The 24,071-nt window shown below is 47.6% G+C and carries 20 protein-coding genes; 12 read left to right on the top strand and 8 right to left on the bottom strand.

Annotated elements, in window-relative coordinates; genetic code table 11:
• Nucleotides 1–13: 13 nt before the first annotated feature.
• The 8 genes from pssA (at nt 14) to HB364_RS00720 (ending at nt 6,184) form a co-directional block, all read left to right on the top strand.
• Nucleotides 14–778, top strand: a complete 765-nt coding sequence (gene pssA, locus HB364_RS00755; RefSeq protein ID WP_167285991.1) for a CDP-diacylglycerol--serine O-phosphatidyltransferase — start codon at nt 14–16, stop codon at nt 776–778.
• The gene (gene purS / locus HB364_RS00750; protein WP_119053454.1) at nt 775–1,020 is read left to right on the top strand and encodes a phosphoribosylformylglycinamidine synthase subunit PurS; all 246 of its coding nucleotides are present in this window, start codon (nt 775–777) and stop codon (nt 1,018–1,020) included. The genes pssA and purS overlap by 4 nt, the downstream gene beginning before the upstream one ends.
• A 5-nt stretch (nt 1,021–1,025) precedes the next feature.
• Entirely contained in the window at nt 1,026–1,694 is a 669-nt protein-coding gene (rsmI, locus tag HB364_RS00745; RefSeq protein WP_167285990.1) for a 16S rRNA (cytidine(1402)-2'-O)-methyltransferase, read from the top strand.
• 58 nt (nt 1,695–1,752) lie between these two features.
• Complete coding sequence (locus tag HB364_RS00740; RefSeq protein WP_167285989.1) at nt 1,753–2,202, top strand: PepSY-like domain-containing protein; 450 nt, start codon at nt 1,753–1,755, stop codon at nt 2,200–2,202.
• A 144-nt stretch (nt 2,203–2,346) separates the two neighbouring features.
• Nucleotides 2,347–4,362: a M1 family metallopeptidase gene (locus HB364_RS00735; RefSeq protein ID WP_167285988.1), complete on the top strand. Its 2,016-nt coding sequence runs from the start codon at nt 2,347–2,349 to the stop codon at nt 4,360–4,362.
• A gap of 109 nt (nt 4,363–4,471) precedes the next feature.
• Nucleotides 4,472–5,311 (top strand): helix-turn-helix domain-containing protein, encoded by an 840-nt coding sequence (locus tag HB364_RS00730; protein WP_167285987.1) that lies wholly within the window; start codon nt 4,472–4,474, stop codon nt 5,309–5,311.
• Nucleotides 5,312–5,352: 41 nt separating this feature from the next.
• Nucleotides 5,353–5,709, top strand: coding sequence for a VOC family protein (locus HB364_RS00725; RefSeq protein ID WP_167285986.1), 357 nt, complete (start codon nt 5,353–5,355; stop codon nt 5,707–5,709).
• Nucleotides 5,710–5,761: 52 nt separating this feature from the next.
• Entirely contained in the window at nt 5,762–6,184 is a 423-nt protein-coding gene (locus HB364_RS00720; RefSeq protein WP_167285985.1) for a DUF1801 domain-containing protein, read from the top strand.
• 362 nt (nt 6,185–6,546) lie between these two features.
• On the opposite strand, the gene HB364_RS00715 is transcribed toward HB364_RS00720, so the two are convergent.
• The 3 genes from HB364_RS00715 to HB364_RS00705 form a co-directional block, all read right to left on the bottom strand.
• Nucleotides 6,547–7,194 (bottom strand): response regulator, encoded by a 648-nt coding sequence (locus HB364_RS00715; RefSeq protein ID WP_167285984.1) that lies wholly within the window; start codon nt 7,192–7,194, stop codon nt 6,547–6,549.
• 157 nt (nt 7,195–7,351) lie between these two features.
• Nucleotides 7,352–8,002, bottom strand: a complete 651-nt coding sequence (gene rsmG / locus HB364_RS00710; RefSeq protein WP_167285983.1) for a 16S rRNA (guanine(527)-N(7))-methyltransferase RsmG — start codon at nt 8,000–8,002, stop codon at nt 7,352–7,354.
• On the bottom strand, nt 7,972–9,102 hold the full coding sequence (locus HB364_RS00705; protein ID WP_167285982.1) for a glycosyltransferase: 1,131 nt from the start codon (nt 9,100–9,102) through the stop codon (nt 7,972–7,974). Before HB364_RS00705 ends, rsmG begins: the two co-directional genes overlap by 31 nt.
• 261 nt (nt 9,103–9,363) lie before the next feature.
• Between HB364_RS00705 and tgt the strand changes: the two genes are divergently transcribed.
• Nucleotides 9,364–10,515: a tRNA guanosine(34) transglycosylase Tgt gene (tgt, locus tag HB364_RS00700; protein WP_246228271.1), complete on the top strand. Its 1,152-nt coding sequence runs from the start codon at nt 9,364–9,366 to the stop codon at nt 10,513–10,515.
• A 5-nt stretch (nt 10,516–10,520) separates the two neighbouring features.
• Here tgt and HB364_RS00695 read toward each other — a convergent pair whose 3' ends face one another.
• Nucleotides 10,521–11,309, bottom strand: coding sequence for a carboxylesterase family protein (locus HB364_RS00695; RefSeq protein ID WP_167285981.1), 789 nt, complete (start codon nt 11,307–11,309; stop codon nt 10,521–10,523).
• A gap of 83 nt (nt 11,310–11,392) precedes the next feature.
• The gene (locus HB364_RS00690; RefSeq protein ID WP_167285980.1) at nt 11,393–12,067 is read right to left on the bottom strand and encodes a class I SAM-dependent methyltransferase; all 675 of its coding nucleotides are present in this window, start codon (nt 12,065–12,067) and stop codon (nt 11,393–11,395) included.
• 248 nt (nt 12,068–12,315) lie between these two features.
• Here HB364_RS00690 and HB364_RS00685 point away from each other — a divergent pair, with 248 nt between their 5' ends.
• The 3 genes from HB364_RS00685 (at nt 12,316) to HB364_RS00675 (ending at nt 15,572) form a co-directional block, all read left to right on the top strand.
• Nucleotides 12,316–13,416: an LptF/LptG family permease gene (locus HB364_RS00685; protein WP_167285979.1), complete on the top strand. Its 1,101-nt coding sequence runs from the start codon at nt 12,316–12,318 to the stop codon at nt 13,414–13,416.
• Between the two features lie 269 nt (nt 13,417–13,685).
• Complete coding sequence (locus HB364_RS00680; RefSeq protein ID WP_167285978.1) at nt 13,686–15,011, top strand: citrate (Si)-synthase, eukaryotic; 1,326 nt, start codon at nt 13,686–13,688, stop codon at nt 15,009–15,011.
• Nucleotides 15,012–15,245: 234 nt separating this feature from the next.
• A complete protein-coding gene (locus HB364_RS00675) occupies nt 15,246–15,572 on the top strand; it encodes a hypothetical protein (RefSeq protein ID WP_167285977.1) in 327 nt (108 codons plus the stop codon).
• Between the two features lies 1 nt (nt 15,573).
• Here the strand turns inward: HB364_RS00675 and HB364_RS00670 are convergent, their stop codons facing one another.
• The 3 genes from HB364_RS00670 to recD are packed head-to-tail and all read right to left on the bottom strand — an operon-like array spanning nt 15,574 to nt 24,011.
• Entirely contained in the window at nt 15,574–18,987 is a 3,414-nt protein-coding gene (locus tag HB364_RS00670) for a UvrD-helicase domain-containing protein (RefSeq protein ID WP_167285976.1), read from the bottom strand.
• 9 nt (nt 18,988–18,996) lie between these two features.
• Entirely contained in the window at nt 18,997–22,173 is a 3,177-nt protein-coding gene (gene recC / locus HB364_RS00665) for an exodeoxyribonuclease V subunit gamma (RefSeq protein WP_167285975.1), read from the bottom strand.
• A 20-nt stretch (nt 22,174–22,193) separates the two neighbouring features.
• Entirely contained in the window at nt 22,194–24,011 is a 1,818-nt protein-coding gene (recD, locus tag HB364_RS00660) for an exodeoxyribonuclease V subunit alpha (RefSeq protein ID WP_167285974.1), read from the bottom strand.
• Nucleotides 24,012–24,071 lie beyond the last annotated feature (60 nt).

The following is a 24,071-nucleotide window of genomic DNA, read 5'->3' as shown; positions in this document are numbered from 1 at the left end:
TGCTAATATTACTATGAAGCAGATCCCTAACTTATTTACGTTACTCAATTTACTCTTTGGCTGCTGTGCCATCGTATTCATTTTGCAGAATGGTATTGACCATGCTTTTGATGACCAGGGAGAATACTTTGTCCGGTTTCCGGAACAACTGGCCCTGGCTTCTTTGTTCATTGGGTTGAGCGCTGTGGTGGATTTCCTGGATGGCTTTGTGGCCCGCCTGTTCAAAGCCACTTCTGCAATGGGTAAACAACTGGATTCCCTGGCCGATGTGGTCAGTTTTGGCGTGGCGCCTGGTATGATATTGTACCAGTTCCTGCGGCTGGGTTACGCACAGCAGGAAGATGGCATGGATATGAATATAGGCTGGCTGCTGCCTGCTTTTATTGTTCCCTGTGCTGCTGCGTGGCGACTGGCCAGGTTCAATATTGACGACAGCCAGCAATACGGTTTTAAAGGAATGCCTACCCCTGCAGCGGGCCTGCTGATCGCTTCCCTGCCACTTATTTACTTCTATGGAAATGAGACGGCTGTTAAGAATGTACTGGCCAATCCCTGGGCGATATATGCTATTATTGCTATAGTTAGTTACCTGATGGTGAGCAATATCCCGCTGCTGGCCCTGAAATTCAAAGACTTCACGCTGAAAAATAACCTGCCGAAAATTATTTTGCTGCTGGCGGCCATACTGGGCGCGGTTTTATTGAAGTGGCTGGCCGTTCCGGTCGTGTTTATTCTCTATATCATTGTATCTTTGGCCTTCAAAAATAAAACCACATGACGTATAATGTTCAGGTTACCGTAATGCCGCTGAAAGAATTACTGGATCCACAAGGCAAAGCCGTGATGGGCGGATTACAAAACCTGGGATTGAACACTGTGCAGGATGTGCGCATCGGAAAGAACATCACTTTACAGGTAGAAGCCAACAACCCCGAAGAGGCTAAAAAGATAGCGGAAGAAGCATCTAAAAAATTACTGGCCAACCCGGTAATGGAATACTTTGAAGTAGCTGTTAATTAGGTAAGGTGCTATATATCGTTCCCACACCCATCGGTAACCTGCAGGATATTACCCTGCGTGCGCTGGAAGTGCTAAAAAAGGTTGACCTGATACTGGCCGAGGACACACGTACTACCATCAAATTACTGAATCATTACCAGGTGATACGGCCCCTGTCGCCCTATCACCAGCATAATGAGCACCTGGTATTGCAGCATCTCATCAATCAATTGATGGAAGGCAAGACCATGGCCCTGGTATCGGATGCCGGCACACCCGGTATTTCAGACCCGGCCTTCCTGCTGGTGCGGGAATGTATCAAGGTAGGCGTGAAGGTAGAATGCCTGCCCGGTTCCACCGCCTTTGTGCCTGCACTGGTGAATAGCGGGCTGCCTGCCAACCGTTTTGCATTCGAAGGCTTTTTACCCCAGAAAAAAGGGCGGCAAACGATGTTTAAAAAGCTGGCCGAAGAAGAGCGTACCATGATCTTTTATGAATCGCCTCACCGCCTGGTGAAAACGCTGGAAGAAATGGCCCAGTATTTCGGCGCCGGCCGCCTGTGCAGCGTAAGCCGCGAACTGACCAAGGTATATGAAGAGAATGCACGTGGCACTTTACAGGAAGTAAGTGAACATTTTAAGAAGAAAGAGGTTAAAGGAGAGATCGTAATTGTAGTAGCGGGAAAAGAGATTTAAGTTTTCCTTACAACAGCCAGGTTTGATATTTGCATATTCCTTCTAAAAATAGTCTTGTATGAAAAGAGTAATCCCCTTCTTGTCCTTTGTATTGTGTTTGGCATTGACCAATAACGTGTTGGCCCAGGTACGCAGCGTTCCAGCTACGGTGACCGAAGCTTTCAAGACCAAATATCCCAGCGCTTCCAATGTAGAATGGAAAGATAAATTATCCGGATTCGTAGCTGAATTTGATGACAATGGCGGCCATTATGAAGCCCGTTTCAACAATAAGGCCGTATGGCAATATACAGAGCAGGTCATTGGAGAAAGTGCCTTACCCGATGCGGTAAAGGATGGTTTCAATAAAAGTAAATGGGCCGAATGGAAGATAGATAATGTAACAAAGATCGAATTACCCGGCGATAAGGTCCAGTATCGCCTGCATGTGGTAAAGAGCGACCTGCAGAAAAAGAACCTGCTGTTTAACAGTGAGGGCCGTCTGTTGAAAGATAACATTACCTTATAGTCCGGAAGTCCGGAAATTGGAAAGTCCGTAAGAAATGCAGGTTTGAAGCTGCTTTCTTCCGGACTTTTCTTATTATAAACGGTCTTCCACACTTTCCGACTTTTCCCTACCTTCCGGCTTCAGAAACAAAAACCCTGAGAATAAATGAGAAACTACACGCTTTTAATGGCTGGCCTTTTTGCTGTAACAGCAGCCATGGCACAGCCGGACCGCTGGCAGCAGCGGGTAAAGTATGTTATGGACATCAATATGGATGTCAATACCAACCGGTTTACCGGAAAGCAAAAACTGGAATACACCAATAACTCTCCCGATACATTAACGAAGGTGTTCTATCATCTGTACTGGAATGCTTTTCAGCCCAACAGTATGATGGATGCCCGCAGTGAAGAGCTGGGGAAGATGAGAATTAATGGCCGGTCCGACTGGGATGGTCGTGTACGTGACCGTATTGCCAACCTGAAACCCGATGAGATCGGTTACCAGAAGATCATCTCCCTCAAAATGAATGGGGTGGCGCAACAGTACAAAGTGCAGGAAACGATCCTCGAAGTAATACTGAGCAAGCCCATCCTGCCTAAGTCGAAAGTAGTGTTTGACATGGATTTTGAAACCCAGGTGCCTGTGCAGATCCGGCGCAGCGGCAGGGATAATCCCACTACAGGTGTGCGCTATTCCATGAGCCAGTGGTATCCCAAATTATGCGAGTATGATTATGAAGGCTGGCATCCTACACCCTATATAGCCCGTGAGTTTTATGGCGTATGGGGCGACTTTGAGGTAAAGATCACCATCGATAAAAGCTACCTGATCGGTGGTACCGGCTACCTGCAAAACCCTAACCAGATAGGTTATGGTTATGAAGCGCCCGGTACTAAGGTGACCAGGCCCGCAGGTGATAAACTGACCTGGCATTTTGTGGCGCCCAATGTGCATGACTTCATGTGGGCGGCTGATCCCGAGTATGCACACATCACCCGCACCATTGCCAATGGCCCGGTGATCCATGTGATCTATAACAAAGATGAAAAACAGATCAGGAAACAATATGATGCGCTTACGGAAGCCAGCAAAGCCCGTTATGGCAGCGATTTTCAAAAATACCTGAGCAGTTATGATGATCAATGGACACGCATTGCCGATGCTGCTGTAACAGTATTGCCCTTTATAGAAAAGAAGTTTGGCGCCTATCCCTATAAGCAATACACCTTTATACATGGCGGTGACGGGGGCATGGAATACCCTATGGGTACGCTGATCGTGAGCGCCAGCCTGGGCACGGCCTTTCATGAATGGATGCATACCTGGTACCAGATGCTACTGGGCACCAATGAATCGGAGTATGCCTGGATGGATGAAGGCTTTACCAGCTATGCAGAATCGCTGGTGACTGAATATTACCAGGCGGTAACTAAAAACCAGGTGACGCAATCGGAGGTAGGCACCGGCCCCCGTAAAACACAGGTAGTAGACTCCCTTACTAAAAGCAGCAGCTTCCTGGGCAGGGAGAATCCGCACCACAGCGCTTACCAAGGATATTTTGCCCTGGCAAAGAGCGGACTGGAAGAACCGCTTACCACCCATGCCGATCATTTTGAGACCAACTTTGCCTACAGCATTGCTTCTTATGCAAAAGGAGAAGTGTTTATGGAGCAGTTGGGTTATATAGTAGGCGCCGCAGTACGTGATAAGATATTACTGGAATATTACAACCAATGGCGGTTTAAACACCCTAATGCAAATGACCTGATACGCATAGCAGAAAAGGTGAGTGGCCTGCAACTGGACTGGTACCGGGAATATTTTGTGAATACTACCAAGACCATTGATTATGGTATTGACTCTGTGTGGGAAGAGGGTGGTAAAACAAAGGTCCGCCTGGAGCGGGTGGGCAAAATGCCCATGCCGGTAGACCTGTATATTGCGTATAAGGATGGCAGCCGGTCCATCGCTTACATTCCCCAGTACCTTATGTTTGGTGAAAAGAAACCGGAAGTTGCTGCTATTCCCACCAAAACTTATGAAGCCTGGAAATGGACACATCCTGCCTATGTGGTAGAAGTTGATCGCAAACTGGCAGATGTGAAATCCATTGAGATTGATCCTACCCAACGTATGGCCGATACAGACCGCAGGAACAATAAAAAGGAGCTGCAGTAATAGTTTTCAACTTACTGAAATAGGATGAAAGGTTACTCGCCTAAAAGCGGGTAACCTTTCTTGTTAATGTGCAAAAAATCCTGTAGCTTTTACTTCCTATTATTACCGCATGCCGTTTAAAGTATATATTCCCCGGGGCATATTGAAAGACTTTGTGGGTTCTATCGTTTTCATGGATACCCATGGAACAGGCGTGGCTTTTCAGCGTGCCTGGCAGGTGATCATTATTAATGTAGGTTCCAACTTCAGTACGTCGGATGTATATACTTCCTCACCGCGCAAACAGGAGCTAACTGATACGGTATGGATCAACGGAAAGCAGGATAACACGTTCATGCTGGAAAACACTGGTGTGATGGCCATGTACGCGATCGGTCTGAAGCCGGGCATGTTGCCTTACCTGGCCAACCTGCCTGCCATGGAGACCAATGACCTGGCAGTAAGCGCCGAACACTGGACCTCCAGGGAAATATTTAACCTGCGGGAACAATTGCTGGCATGCAGGGATGTTCATCAGGGATTTTTACTCATTGAAAAATACCTGACAGCCCTGCTGCTTAAGCGTGATCTTCCCAACCTGCCAAAAGTGAAATGGCTGGATACAGCGATCCATACTTCTTCGGTCAATGAAATTTGCCGGGCGCTGGGCGTTACCCGCAAGAAATTACGGAGCGATACCCAACATTATTTTGGTGATTCAGTGAAGAATATACAGGGCATTCTACGGTTTAATAATACCTTATCTGCCATAGCCCATAACAGTCACCAATCGCTTTCTGCGGTGCACGATTATTATGACCAGGCGCACTTTATCAATGATTTTATAGCCCGTGCCGGTATTACACCGTTGCAATACAAAAAGCTCTGTCTCCAATACCCCGATATAAAGTACACCCCCAACTTTATCCCTGTAGCGCGGGAAACATTTTTACAATTTATTTCCGGGTAACAGGTCTATTTTAGCCGCCACAAATCAATAAATCATATAGTATGACGCAATCAACCCTGCATCCGGTAGTACACTTTGAGATCGGCTGTAAAGACCTGGCCAAAACCACTGCTTTCTATACGGAGCTATTTGGATGGACACCCACCGGCATACCCATGGCCTCCCTGTTAAATACCAATGCTACAGAAGGCATACAGGGGCATATCACTTCATTGGGGCATGAGCCGCATCATTATACCACCTTCTATATCCAGGTAGAAGATATCAACCACCATTTGCAAAAGATAGCAGCAGCCGGTGGTACAAAGCTGGTAGGCCCGGTTACCCTGCCGGATGGGAAGCAGTTTGCCTGGTTTAAAGATCCTGAAGGGAATATGGTAGGATTAGTGACAAAGTGATACATTTGAATAACAGCCTATGCCATTTCCCGCACTAAATGTATAACCCATCATGGCAAAAACGAAAACAACACAAACCGACCGCCCTGTAAAAGACTTTATCAGTGAAGTGGACAACGAAACCAAACGGGATGACAGTTATCAGTTGATTGAGATATTCAAAGAGCTCACCGGTTTTGAGCCGAAGATGTGGGGACCTTCCATTGTTGGTTTCGGAAGCTATCATTATAAATATGCAAGTGGTCATGAAGGGGATGCGCCTTTAGCAGGCTTTTCGCCCAGGAAGGATGCGTTGGCTATCTACCTGGCCACAGACTTTAATAAGAAAGAAGAACTGCTGAAGGAATTGGGAAAACACAAGATGAGTGTGGCATGCCTCTACGTCAAAAAGCTGGAAGATATAAAGCTGCCTGTATTGAAAAAGCTCATCACGAATTCAGTGGCGCATATAAAGAAGCTATATCCTGACAAATAATAAAAAGAAAAAGCCGTCTCAACAAGAGTCGGCTTTTTACTTGCAATGATAAGGTGCTTAGGTTAATGTCTGTTGATCAGCCGTAGCGGGAAAGACAGAAAAAAAATTGGATAAGGTATAATGGCTAACGTATCAGACTAGTGCGGCCCGGTTGCAAAGGTAGATGGTGTGCTAAGGGAAATCAATACCACTTTGTGGTAGTTTTCCATCCACTAATCCGGTGATTGTTGAAATGGTAAGGAGTACCTCCTATGTGACTGGTAAAGTTGAGCAAATGGAATGCCAAACGTCAGCGGGAAAAGAAAACAGCCCTGGTAATCATGGCTATATATGACTACCAAAGCCGTTTTAGGTATATATGGTTAACGTCCAAAGAATTTGTTGATCGCTTCCACCCGGTTGTTCACGTGTAACTTCTCATAGATGTGGTACACATGTTTCCGTACGGTTTCCTGGCTGATGAACAGGCTGGCTGCTATCTCTTTGTACAACATGCCCCTGGCCAGTAATTCCAGTATTTCCTTTTCACGGTTGGAAAGTACGCTGAGGGAGGAGGCTTCCGGAGCCTCTTTTTCCACCGGTTTATTATGCATGAAAGCACCGACCACTTTACGGGCGATCTGGCTGCTCATAGGAGCGCCGCCTTCCTGCAATTCCCTGATGGCTTCCAACAGTTTATGGGGAGCTGTTTTCTTTAGAATGTATCCGCTGGCGCCGGCAGTCAGGGCTTCAAATATCTTCTCATCATCTTCGTACACAGTACACATCATGAAAAGAATGTCCGGATGCTCGGCTTTCAGGTGCCGCACACAATCAATACCACTTTCTCCTTCCCCCAGGTTAATGTCCATTAAAACAATATCGGGGCTCAACAAAGGGATCTGTTGCATGGCTTCTTCCGCAGAACCAACACTTCCCAATAACTGGTACCCGTCAGACATGAGGATGATTTGTTCCAATGCTGAGCGGATATCCTTATTATCGTCAACTATGCAAATGCTAATATCCATAACACAAAGTTCAGGGTTTTGGTGAAACAGGGAATACCACTTTGTGGTAGTTTTTAATGCCCACATTAAAGAGAATACGTATACCGCTGATGTGCATAAATATACTTAAATGGGTAGTAGTTTGCACAACCATTTACTAAACACCTGGATACGTTAACTAAGTGAAGGGAACGAATAAAAGGTATTTCTCTTTGAAATATTCTTCCGGAAATATCTCATACATCTCTAAAACAGTTGGTTTGCAACCGCTTTCAGCTATTTCAGCAGCAAGATCACCACCTTTCAGGCATATCAGGCCAGGATTACGGTGTTGAGTGGTGGAAGGCTTCTTCAGCAAAGGCCTGGACCATTGCCAGAGATGCTGCAACGGGGCCACCGCCCGTGATACCACGAAATCAAATTTCCGGTTCTTAATATCTTCAATGCGGCTATGTTGGGCAGTTACATTCTTCAGTCCCAGTGCTTCACTGACAGCCTGCACTACTTTGATCTTTTTTCCAATACTATCCACCAGGTGGAAACGCACTTCCGGATAAAAGATGGCCAGGGGGATGCCCGGGAAACCACCACCGGTACCTAAGTCTACCACTTCTGTACCCGGCGCCCATTCAAAGGCGGCTGCTATACTGAGGGAGTGTAATACATGTTTTTCATACAGGCTGTCCATGTCCTTGCGGGATACGACATTGATCTTGCTGTTCCAGTCTGTATACAATGCTTCCAGTGCCCCTAACTGCTCCAGTTGGGCGGGAGTAAAATCACCAAAATACTTAGTGATCAGTGCCAGTTTTTCCTGGGTTTTTTCCATAATGCCGGCGCAAAGATGCAATAATAAATGAACATCCAGATATCCAGCAGCCACCACCAGGCAAAAAGATCCTTCTCATGGAGCTTATTCATTGCCTTATAGTAGATAATGGCCTGGCTCAAACAACGTACCAGGAAGATACCCAGGCTGATGCGCCAGTCATAAAACAGGGCGCTGACAATCAGCAGCGGGTAAAAGAGGAAATGCGTTAAAGAATACAGGCCCAGCAGGAAACGATGGGTAGGTTTATAAAACTTGCCGGTAGTAAAATGCCGGTTCTTTTGCCGCCACCAATCGCCAAAGGTTTTCTTGGGCGCGGAAAGCGTAATGGCTTCCTGGTCAATCGCAATGGCCGTATTATCCTTTTTGGCCACGCGGTTAATAAACAGGTCATCATCACCGCTTAAAACGTGGTTAATAGACGAGAAACCTTTATTGGCAAAGAACAAGCCCTTTTTATAAGAGAGGTTGCGGCCTACGCCCATATAGGGCATACCGGCCAGCGCAAAGGAAAGGTATTGCAGGGCTGAGTGGAAAGTCTCAAAGCGGATAAGCTTATTGAGTACCCCGGGCTGCTTATGATAGGCGCCATAACCCAATACGATCTCAGTTCCTTCTCCATACGCATCCTGCATCTTCTGCATCCAGCTTTCAGAGGCCGGCACACAGTCGGCATCTGTCAGCAGCAGTATTTCATGATGGGCTTCCTTAATACCGATGGAGAGGGGATATTTTTTACCCGGAATGCCCTTGGCTTCCTGTTCCAGGTTTACAATATGGAGATTCTTAAAAGTCTTTTTGAACTCTTCCAGCAGGTAACGGGTTTCATCCTGGCTATTGTGGTTTACCACGATCACCTCATGCGTGGTAGGATAGGTTTGCACCAATACCCCCGGCAGGTTCTTGGCGAGGTTGGCTGCTTCATCCCGGGCGCAGACAATAACGCTTACAGGATGCTGCTGTGATTTTATCTTTTCAGAAGGTTTGAAATAAGCCAGCCGCTGAAAGATGATCCAGTAATAAAGTAATTGAATAAAGGCTACAAGGCAAAACACATAAAAGATTACTTGCCACCAGTCAATTAATGACAAAAAGGCCATACGTACAATTTAGGGTCAATAGCGAACAAAGTACAAAAATATATGACAGAGAGGTAGAAAGCGGAAGAATCATTTCACAGGATGTGAATTTCGGGTTCCGGGTTTAAGGTTTCGGGTTCTTTATGTTCAGCAGGCCAATGAATTACGGTCTTGCCTTGGTGCATGCCAATACCGCATATATGACAGTTAAATATCGTCAGTTGCTTCAAAGCGCGGTAGCAACCCGAAACACTGAACACAAAACCCGAAACCTGCCTTATCTTGCGTCCCATTATGGCTGTTTTGCAATTTGAACTGGAGGCGACCGATCAGCGGTCCAAAGCCCGGGCAGGGAAAATAGTAACGGATCACGGAGAGATACTAACCCCCATCTTTATGCCGGTGGGTACGGCCGGCAGTGTAAAAGCGGTAAGCCAGCAGCAGTTGAAAGAAGATGTCCAGGCGCAGATCATCCTGGGCAATACCTATCACCTGTACCTGCGGCCGGGATTGGAGGTACTGGAACAGGCAGGAGGATTACACCACTTCAATGCCTGGGACAGGCCGATACTGACAGATAGCGGTGGCTACCAGGTTTTTTCACTGGCTGCCAGCCGTAAGATCACCGAAGAAGGCGTACTGTTCCAATCACACATTGATGGTTCACGGCATTTATTCACCCCTGAGAATGTGATGGACATACAACGGACCATCGGGGCCGATATCATCATGGCCTTTGACGAATGCCCGCCATACCCCAGTGAATACGCCTATGCAAAAAAGTCCATGGAACTGACGCACCGCTGGCTCGACCGGTGTTTCACCCATTTCAACAATACCCCCGATAAATATGGCTATACGCAAAACCTGTTTCCCATCATACAGGGCAGTACGTTTGCTGATCTGCGCAGGGCTTCCAGTGAATACATCGCTTCCAAAAATGCAGCGGGCAATGCCATTGGCGGACTGAGTGTGGGTGAACCGGATAATATGATGTATGAGTTCTGCGAATTGTGTTGCGACCTGTTGCCGGTGCACAAGCCCCGCTACCTCATGGGTGTGGGCACTCCCTGGAATATACTGGAGTGTATAGCGCTGGGCGTGGATATGTTTGATTGTGTAATGCCTACGCGCAATGGGCGCAATGCCATGCTGTTCACCTCTAAAGGGGTGATCAATATCGACAATAAGAAATGGGAAAAAGATTATTCACCATTGGATGATGGTATTGATTGCGCCGTAAGCCATCATTACTCCAAAGCCTACCTGCGGCATTTGATGAAAGCCAAAGAGATACTGGGACTTACCATTGCCAGTGTGCACAACCTGGCTTTTTACCTGTGGCTGGTAAAAGAAGCGCGCAAGCATATACAGGCAGGTGACTTTATAAGCTGGAAGAATGAGCAGGTACATATCCTGCAGCAACGGTTATAAGCTTACTATTTCTTCTTCTGCTTAAACAACCACTTCAACAGGTCAGGCTCTGCAAAAGCATTGTCCCAACTGTTATGTCCTACACCGGGATACTCGGAATATTTTACTTTAGCCCCTGCTGCTTTTAAGGCGCCTACCATCACGCGGGAATGGGAGGGCAGCACCACATTGTCTTTATCTCCATGGAATACCCAAATGGGAAACTTTCTGCCATACATGGACACTTTGGCTGGGTCGCCACCACCACAAATGGGAAAGGCGGCAGCAAAGAAGCCGGCTTTACGCCATAATATTTCAAAAGTACCCATGCCGCCCATCGAGAGGCCGCCTACATAGATCTTTTTAGTATTTACTTTTTGGGCGGCTACCAGGGAGTCCAGTAACTGGCTCACCAGGCCCAGGGCCGTGCCAATGGGCCGGTCGGAAGGATAGTATAAACCATTGAGGGAATCTTTCCGGTTGGGGTCACGTTCAATCCTTGCCCAGAAATCATTGCGTGGGCATTGGGGGAAAATAACGATGGCCGGATAGCGCTGCCGGTTGGCCGGATCAGCAAACAGCTTTGATCCATGCACCAACTGCGCTTCATTATCACTACCCCTTTCTCCGGCTCCGTGGAGCAATAAGATCAGCGGGTACTTCCTGGCCGCATCATAATTCAGCGGGTATAATATCCTGTATCGTAAAGTATCGTTCTGGCGTATAAATGCTGCTTTTACCCAGTCGGTATTAGATTGAGCGATAGCGTTGGTTGTTCCATATAGCAGGAGCAGCGCGAAAAATATCTTTTGCATGAAATTAAGGTACAACAAATCGCTGCAATAAAAAAGCCGGTTGCGGATAGCAACCGGCCCATATAATAAGTAAAGATCAAGCGTTACAATTTCCGCGCTACTACCATCATTTCCTTGATGCCTGCCAATACCGACAAGGTATTGGTAGCCCAGCGGTAAAGACCAAAGTTGATCTTGGCCAGCGGTAACAATCTATTGTAGCCGGCGCCGCGCAGGTAGCGGTTTTCCAGTATTTCAAAACCATTGGTGAGCAACAGGTTGTTGATCGCCTGGAAGTTCCACGCAAAGAGGTGTTGATTCAGGTCCAACTGGAACTGGCCCTTACCATGACGTTCAAACGGGATCACCAGGATCAATGTTTTTCCCTTCTTCAGCTTTGACCGCATGTCTTCGATCATCGTTTTGGGGTGGGGGTGATGCTCCAGTACGTGCGCGGTAAATACCACATCGAAAGCTTCATTGGGCACTGCATCCATATTGGTAGTGGCCTTGATGCCTTTGCGCTGGCAAAACTCAATACCAAAGTTGGAGATATCATAACCCTCGGCATTGGGCATGCGGTAAATATTTTGTCCCAATCCGCAGCCAAAGTCCAGCAGGCGGTCTTCCGGTTTAACAATGCCCGCAAAGAACTTCTTCACGGCTATGTCGGCCCGGGCATTATAATAATCATCATTAAAGTGCGTATTATGCCGCTCTTTATGATACCACTCTTCGTAGTTTACTTCACTTTTGATTGCAGTTGTTGACCCGCTCATAAACGTTACTTGAATTATTTTGCAAATATTGCTTTAAATTCTGAGACTTACAAGCCGTATAAGTCACATAAAAATGTAGAATCCTATGAAAACGAAGGTTTGGCAGGGGGGAAAAGGGGACTTTTTGATTCTTTTAAAACACCGTTAACCCCCTCTTCGTGCTTTTTAAGCTACATTTGCCGCGTTCAGGCAAAAACCTGTTCCCTTTGCCTGGGTGTGTATGGAGAAATCCCTGGCAGGTTTGCATTATGAAGATACTCGACTGGTACATATTAAGGAAATTTCTAACAACTACCCTGTTCATTGCATTGATCTTTACCCTGATCTCAGTAGTGATTGATACCAGTGAAAAGGCGGATGATTTTGTGAAGACCGGGCTTTCCACCTGGCAGATCATCATGAAATATTATATCGGGTTCGTTCCCTTTATTTTATCCATGATCTTCCCCCTCATGGTATTCATTGCGGTCATCTTCTTTACCTCCAAAATGGCCGGGCGTTCGGAAATTGTGGCCATCCTGGCCGGCGGGGTCCGCTTCAACCGTATGCTGCGCCCCTACATGATCGGCGCCTTATTGCTGGGCGGCTTTTTCTGGTATGCCTCCCAATACCTGATCCCCAAGGCCAATATCATATATGGTAACTTCCAATCCACCTATATTGACAGCAAAAGCTCTTATGAACAGGGCGAGTACGGCAAAAAGTCCCGGAACTATTATATCCGGGTAGACACCAACACCTTTGCCGGCCTGCGCAATTACGATACTACCAGTAAGACTGCTACCAATGGCTTTTTCCTGGAGCGGATGAAAGGAACCCAGGTAGTGTACAACCTGCGGGCCGAAACACTGCGGTGGGATACTGCCAAAAAAGGCTGGAAACTGGAAAACGTGGTGGAAAGGACGATTGACGGGCTGAAAGAAACCGTCACCACGAGGCCTTCTATGGATATTAAGCTGAACGTGAGGCCCAATGAGATCAAACCTGATAAGTACCTGAAAGATAAATTGACCACTCCCGAACTGGAACGGTTCATTAGGGCCGAAGAGATCCGGGGTACGGAAGGGTTGAATGATTTTAAAGTGGCCCGCTACCGGCGCGATGCCACACCGGTCTCTGTGGTGATCCTTACTTTAATAGGCGTTGCTGTGGCGTCGCGTAAAACGCGTGGTGGCAGCGGGCTTCACCTGGCTACCGGTATCATCACAGCGGCCATTTTCGTGGTCATGGATAAGTTTTCCCTTACCTTCTCTACCAAAGGCAATTTCCCCCCTTTACTGGCCGCCTGGATGCCCAATATTATTTTTGGGGCCATCGCCATATGGTTATACCGCACAGCACCTAAATAAGTATACGTCAGGTTAAGTTAAGCAATACCGGGGTGACCCCGGTTGCAATACTGTTGATGTACTTAAATAACCAAACAATAAGCACGAAATAAGAAAAAAATAAATTTCGCCGGTTTTATTAAAAGCCTATTAATTTGGTGGCATTAATAGCAGGAAGGCCAACTACGTTGAATTTATTTTGTTCTATTGAACGAGTTTGGTTTAACTTTAGCGGCCAAGAATCAATATCTGTAAATACTTCGTTTATTTATATATAATCTTGTTCCATCATGGGCATTCTCAAAGAAAGGTTTAAAGCAAAGGCAGACGTAGCGGCAGTTGAGATCAAAGAACTGCTGAAAGAGCATGGTACTAAAAAGATAGGAGAAGTGCAATTATCACAGGTTTACCAGGGTATGCGTGGTATTACCGGCCTGGTAAGTGAAACTTCTTTGCTGGATTCACAGGAAGGTATCCGGTTCCGTGGTTATTCCATTCCCGAATTACAGACAAAGTTGCCTAAAGCCAAAAGTGGTAGTGAGCCTTTACCTGAAGGGTTGTTTTACCTCATGCTCATTGGCGAATTGCCCAATGAAGAAGATGTAGCCTACATCAGCTCTATCTGGCAGCGTCGTTCCCACGTGCCCAATCACGTATTTGATGCTATTGACGCCCTGCCTGTAACAGCACACCCCATGACCATGTTTGTAACAGGTATCATGGCCCTGCAAACAGAAAGTAATTTTGCCAAACGCTATGCGGAAGGCATTAATAAAAAAGATTACTGGGAGCCGGTTTTTGATGACGCGATGGACCTTATAGCCCGCCTGCCAAGAGTAGCGGCCTATATCTATCGCAGGAAATATAAAAACAACCAGCACATCCATCCCAATGGACTGCTGGACTGGGCAGGCAACCTGGCCCATATGCTGGGTTTTGAAGACGAGAGCTTTAAAGAACTGATGCGCCTGTACATGACCATCCATGCCGACCATGAAGGTGGAAACGTATCGGCCCATACTACCCACCTGGTAGGCTCCGCCCTGAGCGACCCTTACCTCAGCCTCGCCGCAGGGATGAATGGCCTGGCCGGCCCGCTGCATGGCCTGGCTAATCAGGAAGTGATCAAGTGGATCTTTGAAATGCGCGAGCAACTGAACACAGACAATCCCTCCCGCGCGCAGATCGGTGAATATGTGAAGAAAACATTGGGTGATGGAAAGGTAGTGCCGGGTTATGGACACGCTGTATTGCGTAAAACAGACCCCCGCTTTACCGCGCAAATGGAGTTTGGTAAAAAGCATATGCCCGATGATCCGCTGGTACAAACAGTATGGAACATCTATGAAGAAGTGCCGCCCATTTTACAATCATTGGGTAAGATCAAAAATCCCTGGCCCAATGTGGATGCGCACAGCGGTGCCCTTCTGGTGCACTATGGCCTGGTGGAATATGAATTCTATACCGTGCTCTTCGGCGTAAGCCGTGCATTGGGTGTACTGGCCAGCCTCATTTGGGACCGCGCCCTCGCATTCCCGATCGAAAGGCCCAAGTCTGTTACAACAGCCCTTGTAAAGAAATGGCTGAAAGGAGAAGACGAGATCTGGGGCGATTAAGCAAAAAAGTACAATATTTTTAAAAGCTACTTCTTATGAAGTAGCTTTTTTTATATCCGTCTGAATGGCAATAAGCCCACAAATGATATATGTCAAACTGCTTTGACTAGATAAACTAAAAATGGTATCTTTCTTGTAATGAACAGTAAGAACTATATGAAACCTGGTATATTATTCCTTTTGAGTATTTGTTGGTGTGCGGGCGCATTGGCTCAGCAGAAAAAAGAGCCTGCCTTGAAGAAAATGCAACAGGAACGTTCAAAGCTGACTGTATACCTTGATTCATTAAAAGACCAGGCGGTGACCTATTCTATAGAGTTGGACAGTCTGAATGCTATTATAGAGCTGGTTTCAAAGCAGGCAGAAGCCCTGCAAAAAAATAATGGCAACGATAGTACAAAAGGCACGCTGGACAGTCTTAACCGGCAGGTTGCGCTTCTCAAGAATCAACTGGCTATTCCTGCCAAAAGGTTCGACCGGATCTTATTCCGGTTAGACAGTTGTGTGAGTGCCATGAATAACCTTGATAATAAGATTAAAGGTTTACAAAGAACAGACTAAGCTACACAGCGCTTGCTTTCCCGATAATCCTTTCCAGTGCAGTGATCTTCTCCAGCGGAGGTTTATGGGTGAAAATGCCGTATTCGCTGTTCGCTCTTACTCCTCTTACAAAAACATAGATGACGCCACCAAACTGTGTGTGGTAGTCAAAATGCGTTAAGCGGCTCTCCAGGTACTTCTTAGCTGCCAGGGTATAAATGAGGTATTGTAAATGATAATTATTATCGTTCATCGTTTGGGCAAGTGCGGCCGGTGCATAATCGCTCAATGCATTGCCGAGATAATTGGATTTCCAGTCAAGTACGTAATAACGCCCTCCGTGTTCAAAGAACAGGTCAATCTTTCCGTTCATAATGCCTTCCAGTTCATGACCCGCCAGGCCATGCAGGTGGCGGACCAGTATGCTGGCCTGGTCATCGGAAAGGGAATGGAGCTGATCGGGTGGAAATAACGGCACCGGGAAATCAAACTCAAATTCGGGCATGCGTTTATGCCAGGCAACAGTGGAGAGCGTAAAGGGCGCTCCTTCTATACCAATAATAGCATGCAATACATGCTGCAACATTTCCTGCAGCATGGGCAGGTATACCTCCTGCTGGCCTGGCGCAAAACGGCGGATAGCTTCTTCCAGCCATTTGTTCCAGCGGCTGTCTTCTGTGAAATTAATATGCTCAAAAATAAAGTGCAGGAAATTACCGGTCTTGGCCCCCCGCCTGAGCGTATAAAAAATGAAATGATCATACGCTTCGGGTAAGGGTAATGACCGGGCCGGCACCTGGTGATCGGGCCTGGCGGCCAGCATCGTATAACTCATCTTGCGCCAGTTCTCTTCGCGCAGGGAAAAGCGGACCGGTGCAGTGGTTGTTGATACTTTATTGACAGAAGCCTGCCTGTACGGCGTGGCCGGTGCTTCAGGCGCTTCATTTACAAAGGCTATCAGTGAAGGATCAACCCCTGTAAGGGCATTCACAAAAGTGGCCAGGGTAGAAGTCCTATAATACTCATTCCTGAAAAGATAGCAGGCATATACAGCGCGGGTGATGGCCACATACAGCAGGCGGCGGTTTTCCTGTTCAGCCTGTTGTTGCTGCCACTTGAGCTGCTCTGGTGATAAGCGGTCTCTTTCAGCACCTATATAATCTCCTGTTGCCGGATCACGGAAGCTGACAAAATTATACGTCTTGTTCTCCACGAAATCAAGAAAAGGCGCCAATACAATATTATACTCCAGTCCTTTACTTTTATGGATCGTTACGATCTTGACAGCTTCCTCATCACTCTCCATGCGCTGGGTAAATTCATCGCCTTCTGTATGCATGCCATCAAGGCCACGCCTGAGCCAAGAGATCAATTCCGGTATAGAAAGATTTTTACGGCTTTCGGCCTGGTGTACCAGCTCTGTCAGTTGATACAGGTTGGTAATAATGCGTTCTCCATTGGCTGTTGGCGATGCCAGCAATACCTGTTGTACCGTAAAGTCGGCTACAAAATCCATCAGGGCTGTATAAATGCCATCCTGCTGCCAGCGGTTCTTGTATTTGGTAAACAGTTCCAGTACAGCACCATCATCCAGTTGCAGTATCTGTGCAGTGCCAAATCCTGTAAAGGGAGAGAGTAGAGCCCTGTTAATAGAGGAACGATCGGGTGCAGCAATGGCTTCCATCAGGTAAAGCAGGTGCCTTGCTTCTGCTGATTGCAGTACTTTGGCATCATCTATCGTCACGGCTGGAATACCCAGCCGCGCCAGCCTGGCTTTTACTTCACTACCCTGTGTACCCGTGCGCACCAGGATGCCGATATCAGAAGGGATAACAGAGCGTCGTATCCCTTTCTTATCAATCAGGTAACCGGTGTCCTGCAGCAACAGGGCTACCTGTGCCGCCACAGCATCCAGCAGGGGTTCTTTTTTCGGAAAGGAAAAAATGGAAAAAGCAGGCGCTGCCGCGCCATCTTGCAGGAATTCACCTTTGGTATTGGGCGCCGGACTTTCCACCGGTATATAATCAATGGCATTTTCCTGCTGCTCAAAATAGAAAGTGTCAAAGCCGGGCGCAGGCAGGAAGAACGCATTCATCGCGTGTATCATCAGGGCCGATGAGCGGTAATTATGGTTCATGCTGTAGAGGTGCTTCACCGCATCCCTCGCCTTGAAATAAGTAAAAATGTCCGCCTTACGCCAGGCATAAATACTTTGTTTGGGATCGCCGATATAAAAGAGGACCGTACCCTGTCCGAAGGCTTTATCAAAGATATCAAACTGTTGCCGGTCTGTATCCTGGAACTCATCAATAAAAACAGCCTTGTATTTCTTCTGCAAGGCTTCCACCAGTTTGTTGTTATCCCGTACCGTAAGCGCATAATGCAGGTTGCCGATCAGGTCATCATAGCTCAGTACATTATTGCGTTCTTTATACAACCGTATGCCTTTCCCTGCTTCCTGTATGGCCAGGCTGGATAATTGTTGCAGGATAGATTGAACGATAGCCTTCATCTTTACCTCAACAGCTTCTAGTTCATCAATCAATGTAGTGATTGCCGGAAAGAGCTTAGTCACATAAGCAACCTTGCTTTTTTTCTCCTTAACGATGGCTATAAAATTGTTGGGTGAAGAGAGGCTGGGCAGGAAAGTTTTCCGGGCATTGGCATTCCCTTCACAAATGGCTTGCAGTTCGCCAACATTATCTGATACGTAAGCGAACAATGACTGGTCAAGCGCCTGCTGTTCTTCATGCAACCTGGCCAGTTCCTTACGCCAGGTTTCCTGTTTGGCTTTGGTGATCGTATAATTGGTATGCTCTTCAAAGCCGGGGTACCTTTTGCCACTTAAATGGTTCTGTAATATCTCCCGGATAGCGGTGCGCATACCCTCATTCCAGATAAATTGCAGCAGTTCTGCTGGCAGGGTAGTTACCTGCCTGCGCCAGAACTTATTCAGCTCATCTTCTATCACAGGGGCAAAGTCGGGCAGCATCTCGGCGCCAAACAACTGAAACGTTTCGAAGGCAAACTCATTCAGCGCCTGCTGGCAGAAACTATGAATAGTAAGCACAGCCGTTTCGTCCAGGAACAATACAGCATCCCTGAGTTGCTGTGTTACCACTTCCTGGCCACGGCTGTCAATGGCCTGCTGCACCAATGCTTTAATATTATCGTCTGCAATCTCCTTTCCGGCTGCATACTTATGGGCGCTACGGATAAACAGGCGCACCCTTTCTTCCAGCTCTGCCACGGCTGCCTTGGTAAAGGTTACCATCAGGATCTCTTTAACAGACAATTGCTGCTCCAGTACCAGCCGCAATACAAGGATAGCGATAGAATAAGTTTTACCCGTACCGGCGCTTGCTTCAATCAGGTTGCTATCCTGCAGCGGTACCGTGGAAGCATTAAAGTCTATATATTGTTTGTGCGCACTCATGTCATACTATTAATCATAATAACCGGGAAATACATCCGCCAAAGGTACCAGCACCTGTTCGGCAATGGTCTTATACTGCTCCAGCACTTCCTCCCGGTCATAAAATCCTTTATTGTATTCAGGCACGATATAAGGATCGTCAGACCTTTCCAGTTTCTTGTCTACAAGCTTATTGAATTGTTCAACATCCAGCTCCTTCACTTTATCCGGCGTAATATCAAAATCAGGGTAAAAAGGAGAGAGTGTGGCGAAGCCCGCTTTATAAATACTTACCAGTGCGGCCAGTCGTTCAATAGCATCTGCCTTTACAATATGGGCAGCCTTGAAAGCGTCTTCTTTCTTAGCGCCTGATATAAAACAGGCGCCCGTCAATTCACCGGCTGCTACACCCGCCAGGTAACGGATATAGGTCTCGATCAGGTATTTGGTTTCATTTTTAGACCACGATACCTGCACCAGTGTTTTATTAAAAACTCCCTGGATGGTTCCCCTTACCAGGCTGCCTTCCACAGGAAGAGATAGGGTGATCGTTTCCGGCTCCCTGCCACCAGTACAGGCTGTATACAGGTCACGTACCGGTATCACCGCTTCTTCTACTTCTTTCACGGCTACGGAGGCCATATTCTTCAGCGGCAATCCGCCGGTCATTACCAGTTTGTGTTGCAGCTCCTCTGCATCAGGTGTGGTAAGCAAGCGGTTTTTCAAGGCCCATTGCTGCAGCTTGTCCAGGTCAAACAACTCCGTGTCATTCAGCAATACGGGCTCATCATCATAGTAAATGCCCAATACCTTATTGTAATAAAGTTTAAAGGGATTCCGGAAAAAACGTATCAGGTCGTCCAGCATAACCTCTTCAAATAGTAGGGGATCTGCTGCCTTGTCGGGCTGTAATACAGGCTTCTCCGGTGCTGTAACAGCGTTCAGGTAACTGTACAACCGGCTATCACCAGTGGCATATTGATGACTGAAACCCTGCAGGGGGTGCCGGGTGATCAGTTGATGGCGTACTTCATCAGGAGTGTCTGCCCCGGCCTCTATATATTCGATCAGTTCATCTACCAGGGCCGAGGGGGGGAGGGGGCTATTGTCTTTGGCATGCTGCCCCAGGTAACTGATATACAGGTATTGCCTGGCCGAAAGGACCGTTTCCAGGAACAGGTGTTTATCATTCTCTTTTACATTCCGGTCACCGCGCTGCCGTTGCTTATTCATCAGGTTAAAGCTGGCAGGCTGTTCCCGGCGCGGAAACTTATCATAATCAAGTCCCATCAGGGCCACCACTTTAAAAGGAATACTGCGCATGGGGATCAGCGAACAGAAAGTAATACCACCATTGGCAAACAGGCCGGTACGCGTGGTGCCCGTCAGCAACTGCAGGAAGTTATGGCCAAACACTTCAAAGCTTACCGCTTCTGTCATGTATTCATGCAGCAGGTTATATTCGGCCAGGTGCTTCATCAGTGCATGGTAATCCTCATCTGTATCCTCTGCCGGTTCTACTACCAGGTTATGCAACAGGTATTCTACATATTCCACCCAGCCCGCAATATCACGGGGAGCCCTTCTTTGCCGGATAGTATCCATCAACACCGTGACGAAGTGACAAAAGCGGATGACCTCCAGGGCATCGCTGCCTTCCAGTATATCCAGCGGATAAAAAGTATCGCTGCCATCATCATATACCCCTTCGCCACTCATGCAAATGCCATACATAATGCGTTTAATGCCGTACTCCCAGCTTACAAAATGGGTCTCCTCTTCTTTCCGTCCTGCCAGGCCAAACCGTATATTGGCGGCATCCACCACCTCACGGATGCGCGCTACATCCGTCAGGCTAAAACGCCGGCGGATTAGGGAAGAGTCCAGCAACTGCAATACCGCTTCCGCCTTAAAATTCTCTTCATTCAAAGACAGGATAGCATGAAGGGCCGTAAAAATATTATCACTCTCATTATAACTTTCGTCGGCAATAATGTACCGGAATTGATAAGGTGCATTGTTGAATACCGCTTTGATATACGGCGCATACCGGTCAATATCACTCACCATCACCACCATATCACGGGGCGATAAAGCCTCCTGCTTTTGATCGACCAGGTAAACGAGGTAATTATACAATACCTCCACTTCCCGGGCTACTGTATAGCAGGCATTGATATGGATAGAGCCATCCTGGAGATCCGTGCGGGTAAGCTGGTTGCGGTGGGTAGTGGCGGCATTGAAAATATCATGCTGTATCTTATGCAGCAGGCTGTCCGGAACAGGCGGCACAATTCCTGTATCCTCATACGCATTCAAGAACTCATCGTGCCGGAAGAACAAAGCAAAGGAGTCCTGGATCACGCGTCCCCAGTTGGTGAGCAGGGTATTGCCGGTAATGCTGCCTTCCAGTTGCTTATAACCTTTTTGCCGCCATCCGGCCAATTGCTTCTCGCTGCGGTCTTCAAACCAATACACAAGCGGGGCCGGGTTGATAAAATAGAAATAAACATCAATAATAGCCGATAGTTCATAAAGGATCTGAACGTGATAAGCCGTGATGATGGACAGGCCAAACAATTGCACACGGGGCATACGGGCCGCCAGGTTGCCGGGGGCAGGGCGTTGCTTCAGTTGATCCAGTATCCAGGCGCCTATCACTGTTTTATCGGGTAGAGCCCCTTCCGCTTCCTTCCTCGCTTTTGCCCATAGAAATTGCTGCCAGCTATAATCCGGATCGTTGGTGGTTGTTCCTTCATTCCATTGCCTGATCATCTCCGGCCGGTATACCTGGTATTGGTCAAAAAGGTCGGCCACCTTTTCGGCCAGTGCCATGCGTCGGGTGTCTTCTTCCGGTCCGGCATTCCGGAAATAATCGGCTATATAGGGAAACCTGTTGATGAAGTCTTTTTCACCCAGCAGCTTAAACAGCAACCAGCTTAGGTTCGTGGCGCTCAGCATTTCGGTATAAGCGCCGCCCAGCAAATAATAAAGCTGGTGGATCAGTTCGTTGGGCTTCAGGAAATGGCAATTGGCCGTAATACCCAGGCGACCGGCTATCTGCAGCTTCAGCCAGTTATTCATCCCATCCGTTTGGGTAACGATATAATACGGGTCAAATACACTGTCGCCTGACTCTTTCAGGTTATCGGATAATGCCGTAGCCAGACTTTCCAGTGAATTGGACACCTTCAGGTACAATGCCATGCTTCGTTCACAGTGAATAGTTATAAAATGGTTTCGGGTTGCCCGGATTGAAAGCGGGCTGCAATGCCACTCGCTCTTTCCACCACCCGTTGTGCGGCTGCCAGCACCGTGGCTTCCGATCCCTGTACATATACTCTTTTTTTAGCCCTGGTGACTGCAGTGTACAGCAGCTCGCGGGTCAGCAAGGGGGCATCGGCCAGGGAAGGCAACACCACCAGCACCTCATCAAACTCAGAGCCCTGGCTTTTGTGTATCGTCATGGCAAATACCGTTTCTGCTTCACTCAGGTAGCCGGGCATAATGGACCTGAGTGTGCCGGTACTGTCTTCAAACCAGGCCATCAGTACTCCCTCGTCATTGGCGCGGATAATACCAGTATCGCCATTGAACAATCCATGCTCATAATAATTCCGTGTCAGGATAATAGGCCGGTTCTCGTAAAAAGGCAGGGTATATTGTATCAGTTTCCTGCTGTCCAGGTACTTTTCTATCCGGCTATTGATCGCGTACAGGCCTTGTTCTCCTTCCCTTACAGCACACAAAACCCGCAGCCTGTTCATGAGCTTCAGGGCTTTGCTGATATCCTTTTCGGCAATGAAGGCCGTATAGCCGGCGATAAATTGTTCAAACAACTCATTGGAGTAAAACGGATCTATCACTACCTGTTCATCAGCACCGGGTGTCATGAATTGTTGCAGTGCAGCGGTATCATACTTTATAATGGCTTTGCTGAATGAGCCAATACCTGTATGGCCCGTGAAGCGATGACTGCGGCGCAACTCTACCAGGTGCTGGAACAAAGGATGTGTATCGTTATGACTGATATGACTGTCCGGGATATGGAATGACGGATCATCAATAAACGTATTGATCAGGGCCAGCCGCTCTGCAGAAAACTGGTTCAGCACAGGTTGCGCCAGGCAAAGGTCGCCAAACAAACTGCCGGCTTCTACCGAAGCAAGTTGGTCTTTATCGCCCAGCATAATCAGGCGGGTAGCCGGTGCAATGGCGTCCAGCAGTTTGGCAAACAGGGCCACATCTATCATAGAACACTCATCCACGATCACTACATCGGCCTCCAGTGGCTGTAACTTATTGTGCCTGAAATAAGGAGTGCCGGCTACCGGTTTCAGTAAGCGATGAATGGTAGAGGGATTGAGTGATTGAAACTTTTCCAGTATCGTTGCTTCGAGGGGTAATGTTGTTTGGCGCAGGCTTTCTGCCATGCGGGCGGCCGCTTTTCCCGTAGGAGCAGCTAATACTACCTTCAGCGCTGGGTTAATGGTATACAATACCGAGAGTATCTTGGCTACGGTGGTCGTTTTGCCGGTACCGGGACCACCCGTGATAATGGTAAAATTGTGCAGGATGCCGGTAATGGCGGCGGCCAGTGGCCAGTCGGCATTGTCATCTGCTATAGTAGAATGGCTGCCGGTGTTGGCAAACAGTGCACTGATAAATGCCCGGTGCTGTTGAAGCAGGGCGAGCCGGTGGGGGAGTTGTGCTTTTTCTGCCGCCAGGAATTGACGGATACGGTCGAGGAAACCCGTTTCATACCGGAAATAGCGCTGCAGGTACAGCCTGTTTTGATACAATACAAAAGGATGGCTGTCATCACCGTCCTTGCCTACCAGTGGTACAGTTTTGAGCGGCGAAAGATAGCCGGGTATAAGGTCATAATAAGGGGGTAATTCATCACTGCCGGCGGGTAATTTATCCAGGTGCAGGCAAATATGTCCTTCACTCAGTTTTTTGGATAAAAGCCAGGCGTATGGCTTTAGTGCTGGTATCCCAAAATATTCGGCAAACTGCTGGTGAACATCATTGAGCGCATGCATTGACGCAAGTTAACGCATTGCGGGAATAATCAAACCTCCAATCCTCCCTGCCGCCTCATT

Source organism: Paraflavitalea devenefica (assembly GCF_011759375.1).
Lineage (GTDB): Bacteria > Bacteroidota > Bacteroidia > Chitinophagales > Chitinophagaceae > Paraflavitalea > Paraflavitalea devenefica.
The sequence above is the reverse complement of the archived record's forward strand: the minus strand, read 5'-3'. Positions and strand labels throughout refer to the sequence as shown.

What these genes read in the sequence shown, in the direction of transcription:
- HB364_RS00695 (WP_167285981.1), bottom strand. Translation starts at nt 11,309, where the DNA reads ATGCAAAAGATATTTTTCGCGCTGCTCCTGCTATATGGAACAACCAAC.
- rsmG (WP_167285983.1), bottom strand. Translation starts at nt 8,002, where the DNA reads ATGGAAAAAACCCAGGAAAAACTGGCACTGATCACTAAGTATTTTGGT.
- HB364_RS00705 (WP_167285982.1), bottom strand. Translation starts at nt 9,102, where the DNA reads ATGGCCTTTTTGTCATTAATTGACTGGTGGCAAGTAATCTTTTATGTG.
- HB364_RS00720 (WP_167285985.1), top strand. Translation starts at nt 5,762, where the DNA reads ATGGCAAAAACGAAAACAACACAAACCGACCGCCCTGTAAAAGACTTT.
- HB364_RS00735 (WP_167285988.1), top strand. Translation starts at nt 2,347, where the DNA reads ATGAGAAACTACACGCTTTTAATGGCTGGCCTTTTTGCTGTAACAGCA.
- HB364_RS00725 (WP_167285986.1), top strand. Translation starts at nt 5,353, where the DNA reads ATGACGCAATCAACCCTGCATCCGGTAGTACACTTTGAGATCGGCTGT.
- HB364_RS00730 (WP_167285987.1), top strand. Translation starts at nt 4,472, where the DNA reads ATGCCGTTTAAAGTATATATTCCCCGGGGCATATTGAAAGACTTTGTG.
- HB364_RS00740 (WP_167285989.1), top strand. Translation starts at nt 1,753, where the DNA reads ATGAAAAGAGTAATCCCCTTCTTGTCCTTTGTATTGTGTTTGGCATTG.
- HB364_RS00670 (WP_167285976.1), bottom strand. Translation starts at nt 18,987, where the DNA reads ATGAGTGCGCACAAACAATATATAGACTTTAATGCTTCCACGGTACCG.
- recC (WP_167285975.1), bottom strand. Translation starts at nt 22,173, where the DNA reads ATGGCATTGTACCTGAAGGTGTCCAATTCACTGGAAAGTCTGGCTACG.
- HB364_RS00690 (WP_167285980.1), bottom strand. Translation starts at nt 12,067, where the DNA reads ATGAGCGGGTCAACAACTGCAATCAAAAGTGAAGTAAACTACGAAGAG.
- HB364_RS00685 (WP_167285979.1), top strand. Translation starts at nt 12,316, where the DNA reads ATGAAGATACTCGACTGGTACATATTAAGGAAATTTCTAACAACTACC.
- recD (WP_167285974.1), bottom strand. Translation starts at nt 24,011, where the DNA reads ATGCATGCGCTCAATGATGTTCACCAGCAGTTTGCCGAATATTTTGGG.
- HB364_RS00715 (WP_167285984.1), bottom strand. Translation starts at nt 7,194, where the DNA reads ATGGATATTAGCATTTGCATAGTTGACGATAATAAGGATATCCGCTCA.
- purS (WP_119053454.1), top strand. Translation starts at nt 775, where the DNA reads ATGACGTATAATGTTCAGGTTACCGTAATGCCGCTGAAAGAATTACTG.
- pssA (WP_167285991.1), top strand. Translation starts at nt 14, where the DNA reads ATGAAGCAGATCCCTAACTTATTTACGTTACTCAATTTACTCTTTGGC.
- HB364_RS00680 (WP_167285978.1), top strand. Translation starts at nt 13,686, where the DNA reads ATGGGCATTCTCAAAGAAAGGTTTAAAGCAAAGGCAGACGTAGCGGCA.